Origin of the sequence: Slackia equolifaciens, assembly GCF_003725995.1 — a bacterium.
GTDB lineage: Bacteria > Actinomycetota > Coriobacteriia > Coriobacteriales > Eggerthellaceae > Slackia > Slackia equolifaciens.
The window spans coordinates 37,257-59,061 of the sequence record NZ_QIBX01000010.1 but is presented as its reverse complement, the minus strand read 5'-3'; the positions used below and the strand labels follow the sequence as shown (position 1 = coordinate 59,061).

Here is a 21,805-nt window from a genome sequence, read left to right as displayed (position 1 = left end):
CAAACGTTTTTGTTACTAATTTTGGTGCATAATGCCACCCGTCAGTTTCTTCAGCATACATCTATATAGGAGGTGTACGTATGGACAACAAGGCCACTGCCACAGAGTTTCAAGGCATGCTCGAGTCGCGAGGTGTCTCGCGCCGCAGCTTCATGAAACTGTGCGGCACCATCGCGGTCATGGCAGGCTTGGGTGAAGCCGCCGCGCCCCGCGTGGCCCATGCCCTCGAGGAGTCCGTCATTGGCGCCAGCCAGGGCGACCTGTATCCCGTTATCTGGATTGAGGGCGCTTCCTGCACCGGCTGCACCGAGGCGTTCGCTCAGATCGACGCCCCGGATGCCGCGACGGTCGTGCTCGAGCTCATCTCGCTGAACTACAGCGAGACGCTCTCCGCCGCCGCGGGCCATTCGATGGAGGAGGCAAAGGCTCAGACCATCGAGGCCGGCAACTACATCCTGGTCTACGAGGGCGCTGTGCTCAAGGGCTGGGACGGCAACGCGCTGCGTGTCGCCGACAAGCCTGGCTACGAGCATCTGACCGAGGCTGCCGCAAACGCTACCGCCGTGGTCGCGCTCGGCTCCTGCGCCGTCAACGGCGGTTGGATGGCTGCCCACCCCAATCCGTCCAACGCCATGGGCGTCCAGCAGTTCCTGCAGGAAGAGGGCATCAGCACGCCGGTCATCAACATCCCCGGCTGCCCGCCCAATCCCGAGTGGCTGTGCGCGGTGCTCATCGAGTACCTGCTGCTCAACCGCCTGCCCGAGCTCAACGCCGAGAACAAGCCCACCCAGATCTTCGGCCAGACCATCCATGACAACTGCCAGCGTCGCGGCCACTTCGAGAACGGCGAGTTCGTCTACCAGTTCGGCAGCCCCGAGGAGGCCAAGGGCTATTGCCTCTATCCGCTCGGTTGCCGTGGCCCTCAGACCAAGGCGAATTGCGGCATCGTGCGCTACAACCACCGTCGCAGCTGGTGCGTCGAGGCCGGCGCCCCCTGCATCGGTTGCTGCGAGGCCAACCCGATGAACCCGGGCCAGAACTGGGTCGAGGTCAACACCCCGTTCTTCAAGCGCCATCGCGACCTGCGCGTCGGCGACTTCCTGATCCAGCCCGAGATCATCGCTCCCATTGTGACCGGCGTTGTGGCCGTTGCCCTGGTCATCCATGGCTTCGGCATGAAGGCCGCGGGTCGTGTGCCTAAGGGCGCCGAGTTCGAGAAGGTGCGCGCATGGGATGCCAAGCACCCCGATAAGTCCATCGGCGTGTACAAGAAGGAAGACGTGGAAGCCGCAAGCAAGAAGGGAGGCGATAAGTAATGACCCGTTCCGTCATCGACCCCATTACCCGTATCGAAGGCCATCTTCGCGCTGAGATGGAAGTCACCGACGGCGTTGTTACCGACGCCTGGATTTCCGGCGGCTGCTTCCGCGGCATGGAGCTCGTCGTCCGCGATCGCACCCCCGAGGATGCCGCGTTCATCGTGCAGCGCATCTGCGGCGTGTGCCCCGTTTCGCACATGCATGCGTCCTCCATCGCGGCTGAGAAGGCCTACGGGATCACCATTCCCAACAACGCCCGCATCATCCGCAACCTGATCGAGGGCTCTCAGTTCCTGCACAGCCACATCCTGTGGTTCTACAACCTGGCCGGCCTGGACTACGTGAATCCGCTTAACGCGCTTTCCGCCGACCCCGTGGCGGCCTATGACCTGGCCACCGAGCTGGGCACTCCGTCCGCCGACTTCGTTGGCCTGCAGGATCGCCTGCAGAAGTTCGCCGACAACGGCCAGCTGTCCATCTTCAGCGGCAACTGGTTCGACACCGGCGAGTACAACCTGACCCCCGAGGCCGACCTCATCCTGACCGCGCATTATCTCGAGGCCCTGCAGATGCAGGCCAAGGCCTCCGAGATCGCCGGCCTGCTGGGCGGCAAGATGCCCCACATCATGACCATCGTTCCCGGCGGCACCGCCTTCGTGCCCACCGCCGAGAAGCTCGATGACCTCAAGGGCCTCGTCGACGAGCTGTACAACTGGGTTGCCTCCACGCTGATCCCCGACACTCTCGCCGTGGCTCAGTTCTATCCCGAGGCCGCCACGTTCGGCAAGGGCTGCGGCCGCTATGGCGCATGGGGCGTGTTCGAGCGTCCGTTCGACGCCTCTACGTCCTACACCGACCAGATGAACAACCGTTATCTGCCCGCCGGCGTTCTGGACGAGAACTTCAACCTGTCCGATGTGGACGAGTCGAAGATCACCGAGTACGTTGGCCGCTCCTGGTACGAGGGCGACGCCGACCTGCCTCCGTTCGAGCAGGGCGTGCACCCCGCGTTCACCGAGTACAACGTGGACGACCGCTACACCTGGAACAAGTGCCCGCGCTACGACGGCAAGCCGCTTGAGACCGGCGGTTTCGCTCGTTTGCTGGTTGCGTATGCGCGCAACGTTCCGTTCATCGTCGAGCAGATCGACGGCCTGCTGGAGGCTCTGGGCGCTCAGCCGGGCGATCTCTCCGCGCTGCAGAACACGCTCGGACGCACCGGCGCCCGCCAGATCGAGACCCTCTACATCGCGGGCCTCATGAAGGAATGGGTCACCGAGCTGTGCGAGGCCATCGAGGGCGGCGACAGCACCTACTTCGAGGGACCGTCCCAGACCACCGGCGAAGGCACCGGCTTCTGGGAGGCTCCGCGTGGCGCCCTGTACCACTCCGAGAAGGTCAAGGACGGCAAGATCACCGATTACCAGATCATCATTCCGTCTACCTGGAACCTCGCGCCGCATGACCCGGAGGGCAACTACGGCCCCATGGAGCAGGCCCTGATCGGCGTGCCCGTGGCCGACATCGAGAAGCCCATCAACGCTCTGCGTACGGTCCACAGCTTCGACCCCTGCACCGCTTGCGCCGTGCACATCGTCGAGCCTAAGACCGGTAAGAAGTTCGAAACCGTGACGAGCCCTTGGGGGGTGAAGTAAGATGGCCCATCTCGCACATTACCGCGAAGCGCATCCGGCGCCGTTCCGCGTCACGCACTGGGTGAACCTCATCTCCATGATCCTGCTGATCTTCACCGGCTTCTGCATCCACTTCCCGTTCTTCCCTGAATTCATGGGTATGGCGCGTGGCGTGCATATCTTCTTCGGCTTCGTGATCATGCTGAACGTCATCGTGCGTATCGTGCTGGCGTTCTTCGTGAAGTCCGCGCCGGCGGCCGGTACCCGCGAAGTGGTCACCGACTACAAGACGTGGCTGCCTCAGAAGGACAACCGCCATCAGCTGGGTGCATGGATCAAGTACTACCTGTTCCTGAAGAAGGACCATCCGCTGTCCGCCAAGCTTGGCGTTCCGCAGAAGCTGTCCTACCTGGCGATTCCCATCCTGATCGCGTTCATGTTCTTCACCGGCTTGATGCTGTGGCCGCCCACGGCCAACACGCCTGCCATCGAAGCCTGCATCAACTTCTTCGGCGGCGCGATGAGCGTGCGCATCATCCACTACTTCATGATGTACGTGTTCATCTGCTTCACGCTGCTGCATGCGTACCTGGCCAACATCGAAGGCCTGGCCCCCACCAAGCTCATGTTCTTTGGCATCGAGCACGGCGGTCTGACCTACGACATGAAGACGCACAACATCTCCGGCGAGGACAACCTGGGTCACGAGACCCACTAAATGGATACGCGGCTCATGCGGTCGTCGTAACCTCTCGTTGAGACATCGCGCGACGGTCGGACTTTCCAGCTGCCTGCATGCGTATCTCGGAGCGCACCGCATTGACGGCGGTGCGCTCCTTTTTTGTTGTCCAGGGCGGCGCCGCACAGATCTTGAATGCGCTTGGCAGACGGACATGCGGCCTGGTCATCAGGGGAGTCGGACTTTCGTGCTGCTCATGTGCCAACCCACAGATTCAAAGAAGCCCGCTTCGACGGGCTTCTTTTTTGGTATGCTTACGTGCCGTTGTTCATTCTCCATCGCGAAGGCGGTTGTCATGTTTCGCATCAATCATGCCATTTTGCACGTGTTTGATTTCGTGTCGTGCGTAAACGTGTTCTCTGAGGAAGAGCTCGATCTGACGAATAAGAACGCCAAGAAATACTGCGTGAGCCATGCGAAAAAGGCGCTGGGCTCAATCGACGCGAAGCGCGGCACGTTTGCCGACGACAGCATGTTCGCGGGCGAGCTCCGTTCGTATTTCCGCGGAGAGCGCGACTTCATCGATCTTTCGGTTCAGGTCGCGCAGTTCCTCGCTGCGGAGCTAGGCCATATGGAAAAGCCGGAGTCCTGCGACCTTCTGGTGCTAGATTTCGAAGAGGATGCGCCAAAGCCTCCTGCCGACGCGACTGAGGAGGAGATGGAGGCGGCCTATAAGGCGCAGGGAAAGCGTCACTTTGGCATGTTTTTGCTCGAAAGCCGTCAAGCGTACATGCACGAGGTCGGTTCCGGCGAGACGGGCGGCACGTGTGTGGACGTGAAGCGTCACTTCGCGATTCTTCCCAATCCGTCGCAGAAGGTGTCGTCCTATGCGCTCGTGGACGCCGAAACGCTGGCGGTCTCTTTCGCCGATAAGCCGCGTGAGATTTCGGGCGAGGAGCGCTATCTCATTCCCGACGGGCTGCTTCAATGCTCGAGCGAAGCGTCCAGCAAGGAAGTGCTTGATACGGTGGTGCGCATCGTGGAGGAAGTGGCCGACGAGTACGGGGCCAACAGTGCCGCTGCGCTTTCCAAGGCCAAGGCCGCCATGATGAGCGAGGCGACGGAGGAGTTGGAGTATTTGGCGCCGTGGGATTTGGGCGCCGAAGTGTTCGACGACGAGCCGCTGCAGCGTCGTTTCGAGGAGGCGGTGGCTGCCGAGGTGCCCGAGCGCGTGCCCGTGGAGAAGAAGGCCGTGGAGCGCGTGGCGCGCAACCACAAGATCCGCACCGATACCGGCATCGAGATCACGTTTCCCTCGGAATACTCGACCAACCCTGATTTCATCGAGTTTATCAGCGAGCCCAATGGGCTTATCTCTATCGAACTCAAAAACATCGGCCATATCGAGAACCGCTAGGCGCTGGGCGCGGCCGCAAGGAGATGCCGCTTCATGGCGCTTCGCAGGGAGATCCATTTCCAAAAAACGCATTATTTGCTAAGAATGGCGAATGCGTTTCCCAAAATGGCGTTATTTGTGCTCTCGAGCCGATGGGTGACTCTCGCTTTGTATCAAAGAGGCTCTAACAATTCTTAAAATGCCTGCTCGTCTTTTATAGATAATAGCTACAGCTCCCCGCGGTGCGCTTTGGGACGTACATATAACGCTGTTTCTCTACCGCAGGGTCGAAAAGTTAGCAAATAAGGGCTTTTTTCTACCGAAGAGTTCGTAGTGCGTGAGATGGGCGGAATAGGCAAGGCATGCGGAGCGCGCGGGACGCGCGGATGGATGGGCGGACGAGGCATGTGGAGCGCGCAGGACACGCGGATGGATGGGGCGGACGAGGCATGCGGAGCGCGCGGGACGCGCGGATAGGTGGAGCAGACGGGGCATGCGGATCGCGCGGGACACGGGCAGATGGAGCGGGCAAAGCATAGCGGCATGCGGAGAAACTGTGCTCGCAAAGCAAGCGAGGCAGACGGAGCCAACGAATCGGAGCGTGATGCCATCAACGGCCGGCGATGACGCGGCGTCAGTGCGCCGGTTGCGGTATATCTGCGCCGATGGTGTGAATCTGCGTTCGGCTGGGTGGACGGCGACGCCGCGTCGTGCCGTAACCTCATGCGTGCGGCGGGTCGCGCGCGTCCCACGAAGCCTCCGTGGCACCCGAGGCATGCGGTTATCGGGTGGGGCTCGCGGCCGTTTGGGCATCCGGGGCGCCTCCAACGTGCAAACTTCCTGAAAAGCACCATGTAGTGTGGCGGTGCCGATTGCGCCGATCCTCCGCTTAAACCCGAACGAGGTTCGCTCGGGCTCATGCACTGTCATACCCGCCTTGCGGCGAGGACGCGAAGGGGATCTGCCGATGATCGTTTCCTGGATGACCACCAACGAGTGCAACTTGCGCTGTGCGCATTGCTATCAAGATGCCGATGTGCGGCAGCAGCGGGAGCTTTCCACCGAGGAGGGCAAGGCGCTCATCGACCAGATTGCCGCCGCTGGCTTCAAAATCATGATCTTCAGCGGGGGAGAGCCGCTTTTGCGCGCCGATATTTTCGAGCTGGTGGAGCATGCCGCTCGTGCGGGGCTTCGACCGGTTTTCGGCACCAACGGCACGCTTCTGACCGATGATGTGGCGCGTGGGCTCAAAGAGGCGGGCGCATGCGCGATGGGTATCAGCGTGGATAGTCTGGATTTCGCCAAGCACGATCGATTTCGCGGGCTGGAGCACGCCCACGAGCTAACGATGGCGGGCATCGAGAGCTGCAAGAAGGCCGGGCTGCCGTTTCAGATTCACACCACGGTGGTCGATTGGAATCGCGAGGAGATATGCGACATTACTGATTTTGCTCAACGCATCGGCGCCGTGGGGCATTACATCTTCTTTCTGATTCCCGTGGGTCGCGGCAAGATGATCGGCGACACGGCGCTCGAGGTGCGCCAGAACGAGGAGCTGCTGCGCGCCATTATGCGCAAGCAATCCGAGGTCGCGATAGACGTAAAGCCCACCTGCGCACCTCAGTTCACCCGTGTCGCGCAGGAGCTTGACGTGAATACGCGCTTCTCGCGTGGGTGCCTGGCGGGACTCACATACTGCGTCGTGGGCGCCGAAGGCATCGTTCGTCCTTGCGCCTATATGGAAGAAGCAGCGGGGGACGTGCGTGAGCGTCCGTTTGATGAAATCTGGCGCGAGAGCCCTGTGTTTCAGCGTTTGCGTACCCGCGCCTATGCGGGGGCATGCGGCACGTGCGACTACGCCGAGGGATGCGGCGGATGTCGAGCACGCGCAGCGTACTATCACGATGGCGACTACATGGCGCAAGACGATTACTGCGCCCATGGCTTGAAGCTTGCAATCTAGCTATCTTCAAGGCGATCAGGGGCGTTTCAGTTTCAGACGTTTGAGCCGTTGCCGTGGCATATTTGGGCCGCGGCTGACGCGCGGCCCGTCTGCGCGACGCGCTCCTGAGAGCACGTCGATGAGGAACTGCATAAAGAGAGAGGAATAAAGATGGCTCGAATCGGCGGAAAACTGCGCTCCGCAGCACGTGAGCGCGGCAACGGTGCAGAGCAAGGCTGCAGCGCGTCACGCGATGGCGGGTCGCAAGGCGTCATGCGAGATGAGCGGGGCGGGCATGGCGCGTCTGCATGGCGCGCGGCTCGTGTCACATTGGCGGCATCATTGGCATTGTGTCTGATAGCGCCTTTTGCATTGGCGGGGTGCTCGGGCGGCGGAGAAAAAGCGGGCTCGAGCTCTCAGGAATCTTCCGCTGCGCAGCCGCAGGAAGGCTATGCGTTTACCGACGACCTTGGCAATCAGGTCACGGTGAATAACCCCCAGCGCGTGGTGGCCTGCATGGGCAGCTTTGCGGATGTGTGGCAGCTTGCGGGAGGCACCCTTGTGGGTGCGAGCCAGGACGCGTTCGCCGACTACGGCATCGATGAGGCGAACGTGCAGTCGGTGGGAGATTTCAGCGGCTTGAGCCTCGAATCCATTCTCGCGTGCAATCCGGATTTCGTGATCATGACGGGCTCGTCTTCGGGGCGGGGAGGCGGCGTGGCCCAGACCGATTTGAAAGACGCGCTCGAGGCGTCGGGCGTTTCGGTGGCGTATTTCAACGTGACAACATTCGACGATTATCTCCGCATGTTGAGGGTTTGCTGCGACATCACGGGGCGCGACGATTTGTATGCGAGCAACGGCGACGACCTTAAGGCAAAGGTCTCCGACGCGATCGATGCCGGGAGGAAGAGCGTTCCGCAAGGCGCGCGCGTGGCGCTTCTGACGACGTATTCTCAGGGTATCAGAGTGCTTCCCTCGTCGAGCACGGCGGGCGCCATTCTAAACGATCTGGGTGCCGTCAATATCGCCGACGAGAATCCGAGCCTTCTTTCCGATTTTGGTCTCGAGGCCCTGCTCAAGACCGATCCCGACTATATCTTCCTTGTGCCGATGGGCGACGACGACGCGGCGGCCGAGCGTAACTTGAAGGCGGCAACCATGGATGTGCCGGCATGGTCCGAGCTTTCGGCCGTAAAGAAGGGGCACTGCGTCGTGCTCGACAAGGCGCTCTTCCTCTACAAGCCTAACGCGCATTGGGATGAGGCATACAAGGCGCTCTCGGATGCATTCGAGGAGTAGCCGTGTCGTTTGCTTTGCAACACGGCAGCGGGCGCAGTGCGCGGGGCGAGGCGCTGGGGGAGGGCGTCTCATGCCGATCTTCATACGCTCCGCGCTTTGCGGCTCTGACTGTGCTGCTTGTGGTCGTGTGCGTCGCGGCGGCTGTGATGGGGCCGAGCGATGTGAATGCGAGCGACCTGTTCGCCCTGTTGTGCGGGGCGCCGCTCGATGAGGGCGCGCGCAATATCCTCGTGAACGTTCGCCTGCCGCGCGTGGCTGCTGCGGCGCTTGCGGGATGCGCGCTTGCGGCGGCGGGCGCGGTCATCCAGGGGGTGCTCAACAATCCGCTCGCGAGCCCCAACGTTATCGGCGTGAACGCGGGCGCGGGCCTGGCTGTGCTCGCTTCGGCCGCTCTTTTCCCCGCAGCGGCGATGCTGACTCCTGTGGCTGCCTTCATGGGGGCGCTTGCCGCGGCGACGGCGGTGTTTCTGATTTCGGCGGGATCGGGGGCTTCGAAGCTCGCGGTGATTCTTGCGGGCATGGCGCTCACAGCGATATTCGGAGCCGGCATGAACGCGGTGCTTATCGTGGATCCCGATGCCTACGTGGGCTCATCGGGGTTTCTCGTGGGCGGCGTTGCGGGCACGAGAATCGATGCGCTCGGAGCTCCCGCTGCGGGCATCGCCGCGGGGCTTGCCGCTTCGCTCCTGCTTGCGCGTAGGCTCGATATCCTCTCCTTGGGCGACGCCGCGGCGCATGCGCTCGGCGTGGGCGTGGCGCAAAGCCGCTTCGCGTGCCTGTCCGTCGCGGCGCTCCTTGCGGGCTCGGCGGTGAGCATCGCGGGGCTTCTGGGTTTCGTCGGGCTGGTGGTGCCCCACCTGGTTCGGTATTTCTTTGGCCACTCGAGCCGCGTGGTCATCGCGGCGAGCGCGCTTGCGGGCGCCTCTCTCGTAGTGGCGTGTGATTTGGTGGCGCGCGTGGCCTTCGCCCCCTACGAAGTGCCGGTGGGCATTCTCATGGCGCTGTTGGGCGGACCGTTTTTTATCTACCTGGTTCTCAAGGCGAAGGGCGCATCGAATGAGTGAGGCGGACGAAAAATGAGCGGTGCGGTCGAGGCGGGCGCCTCTGCGCTCGCGGCAGATGCGCGGCTGTTCGCGGCATCGCCCGACGAGGCGCGCAGGATCAGTCTGCCGTATGCGCTAACGATGCGCGACGTGGACTTCGCATACGGAAAGGCGCCTGTGCTGAAAGGGTTCAATCTGGGAGTTCCCTCCGGCATTCTCATGGGCATCGTGGGGCCCAACGGCTCGGGTAAATCCACCGTGCTCAAGCTTGCTGCGGGGCTTGCCGCACCGGCTGCGGGCGAGGTGCTTTTGCTTGACGGGTCCTGCGCGGTGGGCGCGTTGAGCGCTCGCGAACGGGCGCGCCAGGTGTCGTACCTTCCCCAGCGGATGCCGCTGCCCAATATGACGGTGGAGGAGCTCGCGCTGTGCGGCCGCCACGCCCACCGTCGTCTGCTCGCCCCGATGGACGCTCGCGATGTTCGTGCGGCGCATACGGCCATGGACGAGGCGGGCGTGCTCCGCCTCAAGGATCGACCGGTGCGCGAGCTTTCAGGGGGCCAACGCCAGCGCGCCTATCTGGCGATGCTTCTTTCGCAAGATGCGCGCCTGATGCTTTTGGACGAGCCCACGAGCGCGCTGGATATCGGCGCGGCGCACGAGATGCTCTCATTGGTTCGTCGGGTTGTGCACGACGGGGGGCGCACGGCGGTGGCGGTCCTGCACGATTTGGACCTGGCGCTTCGCTATTGCGACGAGATCGCAGTGATGGCTCAGGGGCGTCTCATGGGCCAGGGCGCGCCTTCGGACGTGGCGGAGGGCGGCCTTCTTGAGGAGGCGTTTCGCATAATCGTCATCAGGCATGCCGCGCCGGATGGACAGTGCTACACGTTCCACCCTCGCCCGGCAGACGCTTGACTGGCTTTTCGATTCGAGCGGATGCGGCGCGTCCCTCGGCCATCCTCAACCGAGAGTTTGCACAGGCCATACATGGGCGCTTCCAACCTCTGGTACAATGATGCGCATGACTAACGATACGCAAATCACCCTCACCTTGCCCGAACACGTCGAGATGACCTCTATCGTGGGGCCTGCCGATTCCGTCCTCCACGAGGTGCAGCGCGCCTTTGCCGCCCGCATCACCGTGCGGGGCAATACCGTGCGCCTTTCCGGGGATCCGCTCGAGGTGCAAAGCCTTACGGCATTGTTCAGCGATTTTATCAAGATGGCGGCTTCGGGCACTCCTCCCACGGCGGAGGATGCCCGGCGCGCCGTGGAACTTCTGCGCCAGGGGGCGTTTGCGCCCGCCATGCTGCGCGAGGACATCCTGCTCACCTATCGCGGGCGAGCCATCAGGCCCAAGACTGCGGGGCAAAAGCGCTATGTGGACGCCATCCGCGAAAATACGGTGACGTTCGGCATCGGGCCCGCAGGTACGGGCAAGACCTATCTGGCCATGGCCATGGCGGTGGCGGCGCTCAAACGCAAAGAGGTAGGCCGTATCATTCTCACGCGTCCCGTGGTGGAGGCCGGCGAGAGCCTGGGATTTCTGCCCGGCACGCTCACGGAAAAGGTGGACCCCTATATCAGGCCGCTCTACGACGCCCTCTTTGACATGACCGACATGGAGCGCGCCAAGCAGCTCATCGAAGGCGGCGTTATCGAGATCGCCCCGCTGGCGTTCATGCGCGGCCGCACCTTCAACGACAGCTTCATCATCCTGGACGAGGCGCAAAACACTACGCCCGAGCAGATGAAGATGTTCCTCACACGATTGGGATTCAACTCAAAGATGGTGGTCACGGGCGATGCCACGCAGATCGATCTTCCGCGCGGGGCGTCCGGCCTTAAACACGTGCGCCGGATTCTGGCGGATGTGGAGGATATTGCATTTTGCGAGTTGACCGGGCGCGATGTTGTGCGGCACAATCTTGTCGCGCGCATTGTGGAGGCCTATGAGAAGGCCGCCGAGCGCAGCTGATGCACCGTAGAGCCGCAGGGTGGGGCGGAGAACGAAGAAGGCTTCATGCGCGGCCCCGCACGGCAGGCAGGCCAGCGGGCTTTTGGTTCCTGCCTTTTGGCCTTTTGCGTCCGAGAGGGCGCAGTGGCTTTCGTGCGAGCGGGGCTGCCCGAGCATGGCCCCTTCGCACTCAACGCAGAAACTGCAAGGCGCGAACGCACAGGGGCGTTCGTCGATGATAGAACGGAGACTTTCATGTCCAAGCAAAACGAGAAGTTTAAGAGCGGTTTCGTCACTTTGGTGGGGCGCCCCAACGCGGGCAAGTCCACGCTCATCAACGCAGTGGTGGGGCATAAGGTGGCCATCACGTCCAACACGGCGCAAACCACTCGCCATCGCTTTCGCGCCATTCTCACGCGCGATGATATGCAGATGATCATGGTGGACACGCCGGGTCTGCATAAGCCGCACGACGCGTTGGGCGAAGAGCTCAACACTTCCGCAATCAAGGCGCTTGAGGATGTGGACGTGATCGCGTTCCTCATTGACGCGAGCAAGCCGGTGGGCACGGGCGACGAGTGGGTGGCCGCTCAGGTGCGAGCGGTTCGAGGCGCTAAAAAGATCCTGGTCATATCCAAGGCCGACCTGGTCGATCGCGGCGTGGCGCTTGAGCAGCTGGAGGCGGCGCGTGCGCTCGGCCGCTGGGATGATGAGATCGTGCTGTCCGCCGAAACCGGCTTCAACGTGGACGGCTTTGTGGATGCGGTGGGTCGCTGGCTGCCTGAAGGCCCCAAATGGTTCCCCGACGATATGGACACCGACCAGCCCTTCGAGGTCATCGTAGCCGAGTTCATTCGCGAGAAGATCCTGCGCAGCTATCGCGACGAAGTGCCTCATTCTATCGGCGTGGACGCCGAGCAAATCGAGTACGATCGCAAGCGCGACCTGTATCGCATCTATGCGACGGTGTATGTGGAGCGCGACAGTCAGAAGGGTATCATCATCGGCAAGGGCGGCAGCGCCATCAAGCAGGTGGGCGTGGAGGCCCGCGCCGACCTCGAACAGCTGTTGGGCTGCAAGGTGTTTTTGGATCTGCAGGTCAAGGTTAAGAAGAACTGGCGCCGCGACCTCAACCAGATTCGCCGCTTCGGGTACGGGGAGGGCATCTAGCCATGGCAAATTTCTGCTCCTGGTGCGGCTCTCCGCTCGAGCCCGGCGCGCGATATTGCCCCGAGTGCGGCGCGCGTGTGCTGGAGAGCGTGAAGGTGGACGGCTCCGCCGACGCGGTAGATCCGATGCGAGGGTTCGACATCGTGGACGGCGAGGCCATCCCCGCGGACAAGACGGCAAAGCTCGACCGCGAGCGCGACCCGTCTGACACCGATACGCTGGTGCTTCCTACCGATAATGCCCAGAAGCGCTTCACGCTCGAGGGCGCCCCCAAGAAGAGTCGCACGGCACTCATCGTATGCATTGCCCTTATCGTGGTGCTGGCGGCCGTTGTGGCGGTGCTCGTGGCCGCGCAGGTCATGGGCGGCGCGCAAAGCACGGAGTCCGTTCAGGTCACGCAGCTTCAAGAGGATTCGGACGCCCAGAACGGCGACCAGGCGTTCGATCAGGCTGAATCCCAAAACGACGCGTCCGGCGCATCACAGGCAGTCGTGCAGGAGCCCGAACGCGAAGAGATGAGCGACGACGAGGTGTTCGCGGCGCTTGATGGCGCATACGACCGTTTGACCGGCTACAACGAACGCATCGGCGACTGCGTGAGCGATTTCAACAACCTGTTCCTCGCGCGCTCCATGGACGATCGCACTGCGGCCAAGAAGCGTGCCGACACTCTCTTGTCCGATTTGGAGCAGGAGCTGACCGATCTGGAGGATCTACGTATCGAGGCGGCATCGCCGTATGCGGATGACGCGGCAGGCGTGATCGAGCTCTACGGCTGCCAGATGGGTCGCGTGCAGTCGCTGGTCGACGCGTGGGAGGTCGACGTGAAATACGACGTGCCCTCTCAGCATGAGGACGAGATTCTCGAGGTGCTCGCTCGCAACAACGAGGGCGGCACCAACAAGTACCTCACACGCTACGACGAGCTCTATCCTAGCGCTCAGCCACAACGGGAGTCGTGACGTCCAAGGCGCTTACGGCTTTCCTCTTTCGGTTCTCGCGCGGTGCTTGAGTGCATACGTGATGAGGCAGGGGTGTGCGTCGAAGCTCTCTGGAACGGCGTCGTCGGTCGATTTTTGCTTGACAGGTCGCTCCAATCCACTATAGTAAAGCGCTATGAGTTTCGAATTCGTACATACCATGCTCAACATGATGATGCACATGCCCAAGCCTGGGTCCGTCGGCGTGTGCGTCGACGCTCAGGCTTGAGCTTCCGGGCGGCGCTATGCCGCATTCTATCTATGTCGGTAATGTACAGGGAAACCATCCATGATTCGTCTCGAACATCTTTCCAAAACCTATTCCGGTCGCACGGGCACGCATCAGGCGCTGCGCGGTATCGACCTGCATATCGAGGCCGGCGACGTGTTCGGCATCATCGGGCAGTCGGGCGCGGGCAAATCCACGCTCGTGCGCTGCATCAACCTGCTCGAGCGTCCCACCGAGGGCCGCGTGCTCATCGACGGCAAGGACGTTACGGCGTATCGCGGCAAAGAGCTCGCCAAGCTTCGCGAGTCCATCGGAATGATCTTTCAGAATTTCAGTCTGTTCCAGCAGCGCACGGTGCTGCGTAATGTGATGTTTCCGTTGGAGCTTCGCCATACGAACAAGCGCGAGGCGGAATCTCGTGCGCTCGAGCTTTTGAAGCTTGTGGGCTTGGCCGACAAGGGCGATCGCTATCCGGTTCAGCTTTCCGGCGGCCAGCAGCAGCGCGTGGCCATCGCCCGCGCGTTGGCGAACAATCCCAAGATCATGCTCTGCGACGAGGCCACCAGCGCACTCGACACCATGACCACGCATGCCATCCTCAATCTGCTGCGCGATATCAACCGCGAGCTCGGCGTCACCATGGTGGTAATCACGCACTCGCTTTCCGTCGCCCAGCAGGTGTGCAATAAGGTGGCGGTGCTCGACGAGGGCATTATCGTGGAGCAGGGGGCTACCGCCGAGGTGTTCGGCAATCCCCAAAGCGAGGCCACCCGCCGCCTGATTGCGGCGGACAAGGGTCTCTCTCTCGATGAATACGTCGCGGCGCAGCACAAACCGTACATGGAGGTTCCCGAAACGCCGGCTTCTGTGCTGGCGGCGGGCGCCGTCAACGCCGTCGGTTCCGTCGAGGCGGGCAATCCTGCCGGTACCGCAGCTATCCTCGACCCGGTGCGCGAGGCTAAGGGAGGGGATAAATAATGGAGGCAATCACCGCGTTCATTGATCAGTACGGCCTGCTTATGGCGCAGGGCACGTGGGACACCATCGTGATGACGGTGCTGTCCACGCTGTTTGCCTACGTGATCGGCATCCCTCTGGGCGTGTTGCTCATCTTGACCGCGCCCGACGGTCTTCATCCGCATCGTGTGTTCAACAGCGTGCTGGGCTGGCTCGTCAACATCGGGCGCTCCATCCCGTTCATCATCCTGATTGTGTTCATGATTCCGTTCACGCGTGCCATCGTGGGTACGTCGCTGGGCGTGGGAGGCGCAATCGTTCCCCTCACGGTGGCGGCCGCGCCGTTCGTGGCTCGCATGGTCGAGCAGAGCCTGGCCGAAATCGATGGCGGTCTGGTGGAGGCGGCGCAGAGCTTTGGCGCCGGCACATGGCAGATCATCACCAAGGTGTTTTTGGTTGAGAGCCTGCCGTCGCTCATCCGCGGCGCGTCCATTACGTTCATCACGCTGTTCGGCTTCGTGGCCATGGCCGGCACGGTGGGCGCGGGCGGTATCGGCGACATCGCTATTCGCTACGGCTACCAGCGCTACCAGGACGATGTGATGATTGTCGCTATCGTGCTGTGCGTGGTCATCGTGCAGGTTGCGCAGAGCGTGGCGAATCTGATCGCCCGAAAGATCGACCATCGCGTCAAATAGGCAGGGTCGAGGCGCTTGCCGTTCGCTGGCTTCGCGATGCTGCTAGGCCGACTTTCGGCCCGTGAAGGGCGAGCGCCAAGTCTGCCCGCCGCTCGCGTGCCATTGGGCATGTGTGCGCGAATTCTTAACTCATCCCTAACAGAAGGCGTGCCCGCTTGCGCTATAGTGCGGCGCACCCTCCGAATCGCACGCGCATCGCGCTGTGCGCCATCAGATTATAGAAAGGTATTGCCATGAAATTCACCAAGCTTGCTCGCATCGCCGCCACTGCGGTGGCCACGTGCGGCCTGGCCGTCGCGCTTACCGCGTGCGGCGGTTCCGGATCCTCCGGCTATCAGGTCGCTGTGCCTTCCGACGCCACCAACGAGGCGCGCGCCCTGCTGCTTTTGCAGGACCAGGGCCTGATTACGCTCTCCGAGGGCGCCGGCCTTACCGCCACCAAGAACGACATCACCGACAACCCCTACAACATCGAGATCGTGGAGACCGAGGCAGCAAGCGTGCCGCGTATGCTGCAGGACGTGGATCTTGCCGTGATCAACGGCAACTATGCGCTGGGTGCGGGCCTCGACCCCTCCACCGCGCTTGCCAGCGAGGGCGCCAGCTCCGAGGCGGCCCAGGAATATCCCAACGTGATCGCTACGCGCGAAGATAACCAGGATTCGCCCAAGATTCAAGCGCTTGTGGCCGCGGTCGAGAGCGCCGATGTCCAGTCGTTCATCGAGGAAACCTACAGCGGCACCGTGGTTCCGCTGTTCGAGGTCGCCTCTGAGGTCCCCCAGGCGACCGGCGATGACACCACCATCACCGTGGGCGCGTCGCCCACTCCTCACGCCGAGATTCTCAATGCCGCCAAGCCGCTGCTCGAGGCTGCCGGCTGGACGCTCGAGGTGGTCGAGTACTCCGACTACGTGCAGCCCAATGTCGCGCTTGCCGAAGGCGATCTTGATGCCAACTACTTCCAGCATCAGCCCTATTTGGACAACTACAACGCTGAAAACGGTACCACGCTCGTGGGCGTTGCCCAGATTCACTTCGAGTCCATGGCTCTCTACGGCGGCAAGGTGACCGACCTCGCTACCATCAAGGGCTAAAGGGCTGCGAAGGCGGCTTGCCATTCGGCGTAAGGAGTTGCTGTCGCAAGCAACTCCGCAAATTCATTCGCCGCACGAAACGATAACGGGCGGCAATCCATCCGCCACAGGAAACGAAAACGGGCGGCAATCCATTCGTCATACGAAACGAAAACGGGCGGCGGGCGTAGGCTCGCCGCCCGTTTTGCTCTTTTCTTCGATTCTTGGGCATGAGCTGTTCGAGATGCTGGAAATAGAGCAGCGCACGCGTCCCTAATCGGCTTATTCGCTATTCGTCGATCACAAAATCGCAGGTCAGAGGAATCAGCTTGGCGATGCGACTTTAAAAAAGGCAGAAGGGTTGCTCTATTCCTCGAATTTCGGACAAGAGATGAAGCAAAAGGCAGGAATAGAGCAGGAGCAAGGGTGAGGGATGAGACAAAGGGAGTGTCGCGGAAAGTGGTGTAACGCTCGGTTTGGGAGGGCAGCAAAAGGCAGGAATAGGGCAGGAGCATGGACAAGAGATGAAGCAAAAGGCAGGAATAGAGCAGGAGCATGGACAAGAGATGAAGCAAAAGGCAGGAATAGAGCAGGAGCATGGGTGTATGCCTTGAATCGTGCTGCGGATTATTGCCACCCCAACGGCCCTCGGGGTCTAATTTGTGAAAAGGTGCGGTCCCCGGAATTTCTGCTTTGCGCGCTAAAGCGTCTTATCCGAATGGCATATTTGTCTCCCTTGCGACCTGCTCGGCGTGCGGATGCCCTTAATCCTCGTGGTCGAACAAGTTGTCGTGCTGGACGATCGCGAGCGCTTTGTATGCTTCAGAGGCATCGCTTTCTTCGCCGTGCCAATGCCACGTGCCGCTGGCGTCTTGGTATCCGTTCAAGTTGATGGCGGGGATCTGCTGCTGCGCGGCAAGAAGATAGGAGAGCTGCTCATCAAGGGGGATGCCGGCGGCGTTCAACATGGTTGCCGCGAGGTAGTTCAAGCTGAGATCATGCGTGTTGCCCACGCCATGCGCCTCGCAAAGCTCGCACGAATTCGTCCAGATGAGATAAGGGGTCACATATCGCTCCTGGATATGGTCGATCCCCATGAGACCCACCTGCTCCCCAAAAGACGCCTCGGCGAGCCTGTCGGCGAATCCAGGCTGATGGTCGCCGAACATGCATACCACCACCGGTCGGTCAAGCTCGCGGAGGGCGTCGATAAAAGCGGCGAACTCCTCGTCGGAAGCCGCGATGCAGCTTGCGTATTCGCTCGCTTCGGCATCGGGCTCTCCTTGAACAAGCACTTCGGTGAGCTCGTCTTCGGGGATGAGGCCCGTATCGTATCCTCCGTGGCTGGCGAGCGTAACGTCGAAGATGAACTGGGGGCCTTCCGAGTTTTTCAGTCGCTCCAGTATGACATCGTAGGTTGCGGCGTCGGTCACCATGCCGCGTCGCGTCTCGGCGCCGTCGAAGTGCTCGATATCTAAAAACTCGTCGAAGCCGAGCTGGCTGTAAACGCGGTCGCGACGCCAGTTGGACGCCTCAGCGGGGTGGATGGCGCAGGTCGAATAGCCTATCGACCCTAAATACGAAGCTAGATTGTCCACATCGTCGAGATCATAGAGCATGTAGGGGTACACCCCTGCACCGAGAAACCCGCTGCTCGACCCGGTTAAGAACTCGAACTCGCTGTTGCAGGTGCCGCCTCCAAGGGCCGAGACGTACACATCGCCCGCGGCAAGGGATTCGCGCGCGAGCTCCTGGTAATGCATGGGGGTCGCATACGAATCGTCCACGGCATCGTAGCGGGAGATGTCGGAGAACGTTTCATTCATGACCACCACAACGGAAGGCAGCCGATCGAGCTGTCCGGTCTCGGCGGCATATGCCACGGAGCCCAGGGGCGAGGCGCTCGAGCGCAGCTCTACGGCGCTCTCGTGGGAGAACCCTTCAGGCGCAGTGGGCTGGATTTTTTGAGCCCGCTGCAAAAAGCATAGAAGCGACCCTTGGTCTTTATACGAATCGAGGCTGCTCCACACGTCGACCGTACAGTCCAGGTCTCGTTCGATGTCGGCGGCAAGGAACCAGGCGCATGAGCAGGCGGCGATCGCAACGGCGACGGCGGCGTTCACCGCTGCGGTCCTGCGCGATGGGCGCGAAGCGGGCATAAGAAGCAGAACGCATGCGAACAGCAGCACGATCAAAAGGGGGATGACCACCGTGTCGTCAATCGCGTACGTGTATCCGCCGCCTACGGCAGCGGCGGTTTGGAGCGCCGCCACGTCGGAGGGGAGGATGGGCTGACCCTTGAATGCGGCGACGTAATGGTTTGCCACGCCAACGATGAGGCACGCGACAAGGAATGCCAGCATGGAGGCGCGCGACCGCTGCCCGGCCAGGTAGACGAATGCGAACAGCGCCGAACAGAGAATCACGCCGATAGCGATATTGCCCATATCCATATGAAGCAGCCTGTCGTTGTACGGAAGCTCCATAAGCATGAACCCCGCAATGGGACAGAGCGCCGTCGCTATGGGTTTCGCATGGGTAAAAGCCCGTTGCGTGCGCTCCTTTACCCAATCACGGCGTATGATGATGAAGGCCAACGCCGCCACGCATGCAATAAGCGCAACGGCAACGGGCCAGGATAGTTGAATGTTCAGCATGACCGGTCCCTTGGTATACTTACTAACTTCAAGCCTTTCGGCTTGCGGAATTACGTGAATAAGGACACATTATGCCAAAGAAAATCGCCGTCATCGACGGAAACTCGCTTATGCATCGCGCCTACCATGCGGTGCCTCCCACGATGAACGCGCCCGACGGAACGCCCACCAACGCGGTGTTCGGCTTCCTGTCGATGTTCCTCAAGTTCTACGAAGACGCCCGACCGGATGCGGTCATCTGCGCCTTTGACGCCGGCCGTCCGGAGTTTCGCATGAAGGCGCTCGAGCAGTACAAGGCCCAGCGTCCTCCCATGGACGATGCGCTGCGCGTGCAATTCCCGGTGATTGAAAGCCTGCTCGAGGCGATGAACGTGCCCGTGGTCAAGGTAAAAGGCTGGGAGGGCGACGACATTTTAGGCACCATCTCGGCGCGCGACGAGGAGCTGGGGTACGAGACCCTGCTCGTGACCGGCGACAAGGATGCCTATCAGCTGGTGACGGATCTCACGCATGTGGTTACCACCAAGCGCGGCATCACCGACGTGACCATTTACGGCCCTGCCGAGGTGGAAGAGCGCTACGGCGTGACCCCGGCGCAGTTCGTGGATTTTCTGGGGCTTAAGGGCGATTCGTCCGACAACATCCCCGGCGTGCCCGGCATCGGCGACAAAAGCGCTGCCAAGTTGCTGCAAAACTATGGCAGCATCGATGGCATTTATGAGAACCTCGACAAGCTCAAGGGCAAGCAGCTGCAAAATCTTCAGGAGAATAAGGGTGCGGCGTACTTGAGCCGCGAAGTTGCCACCATCGTGCGCGATTTGGATTTCCCGCTCGACCTCGAGGACGCGAAGTTCCCCGATTTCGACGAGGCGAAGGTGGCGGAGGCGTTCCACACCGTGCGCTTTAACGCGCATCTGTCGAAGGTGCTCGCTCTTGCGGGGGCTTCTCCCGAGCTGGCAGCGCCCGCCACGTTGGACCTTCCCGATTTTGCTCCCGTGGAGGGGGCGGATGCCTGGTCGCAGCTCAAGGATGCCATCGACAAGGGCGTCATTTTGGGGGTCGAGTTCTTGGTCGAGGCGCAGGAAAGCCTGTTCTCGGAGCCCCACAAGCTCTTCGTGGGCGCGGGGGATGCGGTGCTGTTGTTCGCGGGGGACGATGCAGCCGAGGCGTTTTCTGCCATCGTGCGCGGCGGACGCTTCTGCGCGCTCGATGTGAAGCACGCGCTGCAGGAGGCGTATCCTGCGGACGGCTCCCTTGACGCCTCGCTTGCCGACGACGATGTGGCGCAGGCTCGCTATTTCGACATCGGGCTTGCGGCCTATCTGCTCAATTCCGGAACCACTAAATACGATTACGCGCCTCTGTGCGATACCTACCTGGGCGCCGCGCTGCCCGAATTCGAAGACGGGGCGCAATCCGCCGCGGCGCATGCGGTGGTGGCGCCGCGCCTTGCCAAGGTGCTGATCGATGCGCTCGAGGCCGATGGCAGCATGCGCTGCTACGAAGACATCGATCTGCCGCTCGTTGCCACGCTCGCCGCCATGGAGCGCGTGGGAGCCGCCATCGACGTGGATGCACTTGCCGCCATGGGACGCGCCACCGCGGAGGAGATCGAGGGCATCCGCGCCGAGATCGTGGAGATGGCGGGCGAGGAGTTCAACCTCGATTCTCCCAAGCAGCTCGCGCACATTCTCTTTGAGGTATTGGGGCTGCCTACGGGTAAGAAGAATCAGCGGGGGTATTCCACCGACGCCAAGACGCTTCAGGGCCTGCGCGACAAACACCCCATTGCCGATAAGGTTCTGCGCTACCGCGAGCTCGCCAAGATGAAGTCCACCTATATCGACGCGCTGCCGCGCATGCGTGCGGGCGACGGTCGCGTGCACACGAGCTTCAACCAGACCGTCACCACCACCGGGCGCCTCTCCTCGAGCGATCCCAACCTGCAGAACATCCCCGTGCGCACCGATTTCGGCCGCCGTATCCGCGAATGCTTCGTGCCGCTCAACGAGGGAGAGCTGTTCGTATCGGCCGACTATTCGCAGATCGAGCTCAGGCTGCTTGCCCATCTCTCGGGCGACGAGAGCCTGATCGAATCGTTCTGCAGCGGCGCCGATTTCCACGCCGCCACGGCTGCCCGCGTGTTCGGCGTGCCGGTGGAGGAGGTCACGCCGCAAATGCGCAGCCGTGCAAAGGCAGTGAACTTCGGCATCGTATACGGCCAGCAGGCGTTCGGCTTGGCGCAGTCGCTGGGTATCGGTTTCAAAGAGGCGCAAGACATGATCGACCGCTACTTCGAGGTGCACCCGCAGGTGCGTGCGTACTTGGACCAGACGGTGGCCGATGCCAAAGCGTGCGGCTATGCGGTGACCATGTTCGGCCGCAAGCGTCACATCCCGGAGCTGCGCGCAGGCAACGCCGTGCAGCGCGGGTTCGGCGAGCGCACGGCCATGAACCACCCCATGCAGGGCAGCGCGGCCGACATCATCAAGCTTGCCATGAACGAAGTGCGCCGCCGTCTGGCGGAAGAGGGCTTCAAGAGCCAGCTTATGCTGCAGGTGCACGACGAGCTCGACTTCAGCGTGCCGGCGGATGAGCTCGATCGATTGGAGGCCATGGTGAGCGAGGTCATGAGCGGCGTCGTGGAGCTCAAGGTGCCGCTGATCGTGGAGGTGAGCGCCGGCAAGAACTGGGCCGAGGCGCACTAGGGAGGGTCCGTCTGCCTTCCAGCCGGCGGATTCGTCCTCGGTTACTATGCCAAACCTATTT

17 protein-coding genes are annotated in these 21,805 nt (G+C 61.8%); 15 read left to right on the top strand and 2 right to left on the bottom strand.

What is annotated here, in order from left to right; translation table 11 throughout:
• Positions 1 to 80 precede the first annotated feature (80 nt).
• The 14 genes from DMP06_RS06660 to DMP06_RS11835 all read left to right on the top strand — a co-directional run bounded on the left by DMP06_RS06660 (position 81) and on the right by DMP06_RS11835 (position 16,400).
• Positions 81 to 1,316 (top strand): hydrogenase small subunit, encoded by a 1,236-nt coding sequence (locus DMP06_RS06660; RefSeq protein ID WP_123208962.1) that lies wholly within the window; start codon positions 81 to 83, stop codon positions 1,314 to 1,316.
• Positions 1,316 to 2,974, top strand: coding sequence for a nickel-dependent hydrogenase large subunit (locus DMP06_RS06655; RefSeq protein WP_123208961.1), 1,659 nt, complete (start codon positions 1,316 to 1,318; stop codon positions 2,972 to 2,974). Before DMP06_RS06660 ends, DMP06_RS06655 begins: the two co-directional genes overlap by 1 nt.
• A gap of 1 nt (position 2,975) precedes the next feature.
• Positions 2,976 to 3,671 (top strand): cytochrome b/b6 domain-containing protein, encoded by a 696-nt coding sequence (locus DMP06_RS06650; RefSeq protein ID WP_123208960.1) that lies wholly within the window; start codon positions 2,976 to 2,978, stop codon positions 3,669 to 3,671.
• Positions 3,672 to 3,987: 316 nt separating this feature from the next.
• Positions 3,988 to 5,049 carry a nucleoid-associated protein gene (locus tag DMP06_RS06645; RefSeq protein WP_123208959.1) on the top strand — a complete coding sequence of 354 codons (1,062 nt, stop codon included), beginning with the start codon at positions 3,988 to 3,990 and terminating at the stop codon, positions 5,047 to 5,049.
• 946 nt (positions 5,050 to 5,995) lie between these two features.
• Positions 5,996 to 6,991: a putative heme d1 biosynthesis radical SAM protein NirJ2 gene (gene nirJ2, locus DMP06_RS06640; RefSeq protein WP_123208958.1), complete on the top strand. Its 996-nt coding sequence runs from the start codon at positions 5,996 to 5,998 to the stop codon at positions 6,989 to 6,991.
• 150 nt (positions 6,992 to 7,141) lie between these two features.
• Positions 7,142 to 8,272, top strand: a complete 1,131-nt coding sequence (locus tag DMP06_RS06635; RefSeq protein ID WP_245962415.1) for an ABC transporter substrate-binding protein — start codon at positions 7,142 to 7,144, stop codon at positions 8,270 to 8,272.
• Positions 8,273 to 8,274: 2 nt separating this feature from the next.
• Positions 8,275 to 9,336, top strand: coding sequence for a FecCD family ABC transporter permease (locus DMP06_RS06630; protein WP_245962414.1), 1,062 nt, complete (start codon positions 8,275 to 8,277; stop codon positions 9,334 to 9,336).
• Between the two features lie 12 nt (positions 9,337 to 9,348).
• A complete protein-coding gene (locus DMP06_RS06625) occupies positions 9,349 to 10,230 on the top strand; it encodes an ABC transporter ATP-binding protein (protein WP_123208957.1) in 882 nt (293 codons plus the stop codon).
• Between the two features lie 106 nt (positions 10,231 to 10,336).
• Positions 10,337 to 11,293, top strand: coding sequence for a PhoH family protein (locus tag DMP06_RS06620; protein WP_123208990.1), 957 nt, complete (start codon positions 10,337 to 10,339; stop codon positions 11,291 to 11,293).
• 234 nt (positions 11,294 to 11,527) lie between these two features.
• Positions 11,528 to 12,442 (top strand): GTPase Era, encoded by a 915-nt coding sequence (gene era, locus DMP06_RS06615; RefSeq protein WP_123208989.1) that lies wholly within the window; start codon positions 11,528 to 11,530, stop codon positions 12,440 to 12,442.
• A 2-nt stretch (positions 12,443 to 12,444) separates the two neighbouring features.
• On the top strand, positions 12,445 to 13,404 hold the full coding sequence (locus DMP06_RS06610) for a zinc ribbon domain-containing protein (RefSeq protein ID WP_123208956.1): 960 nt from the start codon (positions 12,445 to 12,447) through the stop codon (positions 13,402 to 13,404).
• Between the two features lie 307 nt (positions 13,405 to 13,711).
• Positions 13,712 to 14,629, top strand: a complete 918-nt coding sequence (locus tag DMP06_RS06605; RefSeq protein WP_123208955.1) for a methionine ABC transporter ATP-binding protein — start codon at positions 13,712 to 13,714, stop codon at positions 14,627 to 14,629.
• Positions 14,629 to 15,306, top strand: a complete 678-nt coding sequence (locus tag DMP06_RS06600; RefSeq protein ID WP_123208954.1) for a methionine ABC transporter permease — start codon at positions 14,629 to 14,631, stop codon at positions 15,304 to 15,306. The genes DMP06_RS06605 and DMP06_RS06600 overlap by 1 nt, the downstream gene beginning before the upstream one ends.
• A 233-nt stretch (positions 15,307 to 15,539) precedes the next feature.
• A complete protein-coding gene (locus tag DMP06_RS11835) occupies positions 15,540 to 16,400 on the top strand; it encodes a MetQ/NlpA family ABC transporter substrate-binding protein (protein WP_123208953.1) in 861 nt (286 codons plus the stop codon).
• Here DMP06_RS11835 and DMP06_RS11340 read toward each other — a convergent pair.
• On the bottom strand, positions 16,397 to 16,978 hold the full coding sequence (locus tag DMP06_RS11340; RefSeq protein WP_148042504.1) for a hypothetical protein: 582 nt from the start codon (positions 16,976 to 16,978) through the stop codon (positions 16,397 to 16,399). The genes DMP06_RS11835 and DMP06_RS11340 overlap by 4 nt on opposite strands.
• 165 nt (positions 16,979 to 17,143) lie before the next feature.
• Positions 17,144 to 19,036 (bottom strand): sulfatase-like hydrolase/transferase, encoded by a 1,893-nt coding sequence (locus tag DMP06_RS06590; protein ID WP_123208952.1) that lies wholly within the window; start codon positions 19,034 to 19,036, stop codon positions 17,144 to 17,146.
• 71 nt (positions 19,037 to 19,107) lie between these two features.
• Here DMP06_RS06590 and polA point away from each other — a divergent pair, with 71 nt between their 5' ends.
• Positions 19,108 to 21,744 carry a DNA polymerase I gene (gene polA / locus DMP06_RS06585; RefSeq protein ID WP_123208951.1) on the top strand — a complete coding sequence of 879 codons (2,637 nt, stop codon included), beginning with the start codon at positions 19,108 to 19,110 and terminating at the stop codon, positions 21,742 to 21,744.
• Positions 21,745 to 21,805: the final 61 nt, after the last annotated feature.

Bases quoted from the DNA above. Each gene is read 5' to 3' on its own strand.
- DMP06_RS06660 (WP_123208962.1), top strand. From the start codon at position 81: ATGGACAACAAGGCCACTGCCACAGAGTTTCAAGGCATGCTCGAGTCG.
- DMP06_RS06655 (WP_123208961.1), top strand. From the start codon at position 1,316: ATGACCCGTTCCGTCATCGACCCCATTACCCGTATCGAAGGCCATCTT.
- DMP06_RS06650 (WP_123208960.1), top strand. From the start codon at position 2,976: ATGGCCCATCTCGCACATTACCGCGAAGCGCATCCGGCGCCGTTCCGC.
- DMP06_RS06645 (WP_123208959.1), top strand. From the start codon at position 3,988: ATGTTTCGCATCAATCATGCCATTTTGCACGTGTTTGATTTCGTGTCG.
- nirJ2 (WP_123208958.1), top strand. From the start codon at position 5,996: ATGATCGTTTCCTGGATGACCACCAACGAGTGCAACTTGCGCTGTGCG.
- DMP06_RS06635 (WP_245962415.1), top strand. From the start codon at position 7,142: ATGGCTCGAATCGGCGGAAAACTGCGCTCCGCAGCACGTGAGCGCGGC.
- DMP06_RS06625 (WP_123208957.1), top strand. From the start codon at position 9,349: ATGAGCGGTGCGGTCGAGGCGGGCGCCTCTGCGCTCGCGGCAGATGCG.
- DMP06_RS06620 (WP_123208990.1), top strand. From the start codon at position 10,337: ATGACTAACGATACGCAAATCACCCTCACCTTGCCCGAACACGTCGAG.
- era (WP_123208989.1), top strand. From the start codon at position 11,528: ATGTCCAAGCAAAACGAGAAGTTTAAGAGCGGTTTCGTCACTTTGGTG.
- DMP06_RS06610 (WP_123208956.1), top strand. From the start codon at position 12,445: ATGGCAAATTTCTGCTCCTGGTGCGGCTCTCCGCTCGAGCCCGGCGCG.
- DMP06_RS06605 (WP_123208955.1), top strand. From the start codon at position 13,712: ATGATTCGTCTCGAACATCTTTCCAAAACCTATTCCGGTCGCACGGGC.
- DMP06_RS06600 (WP_123208954.1), top strand. From the start codon at position 14,629: ATGGAGGCAATCACCGCGTTCATTGATCAGTACGGCCTGCTTATGGCG.
- DMP06_RS11835 (WP_123208953.1), top strand. From the start codon at position 15,540: ATGAAATTCACCAAGCTTGCTCGCATCGCCGCCACTGCGGTGGCCACG.
- DMP06_RS11340 (WP_148042504.1), bottom strand. From the start codon at position 16,978: ATGCTCCTGCTCTATTCCTGCCTTTTGCTTCATCTCTTGTCCATGCTC.
- DMP06_RS06590 (WP_123208952.1), bottom strand. From the start codon at position 19,036: ATGCTGAACATTCAACTATCCTGGCCCGTTGCCGTTGCGCTTATTGCA.
- polA (WP_123208951.1), top strand. From the start codon at position 19,108: ATGCCAAAGAAAATCGCCGTCATCGACGGAAACTCGCTTATGCATCGC.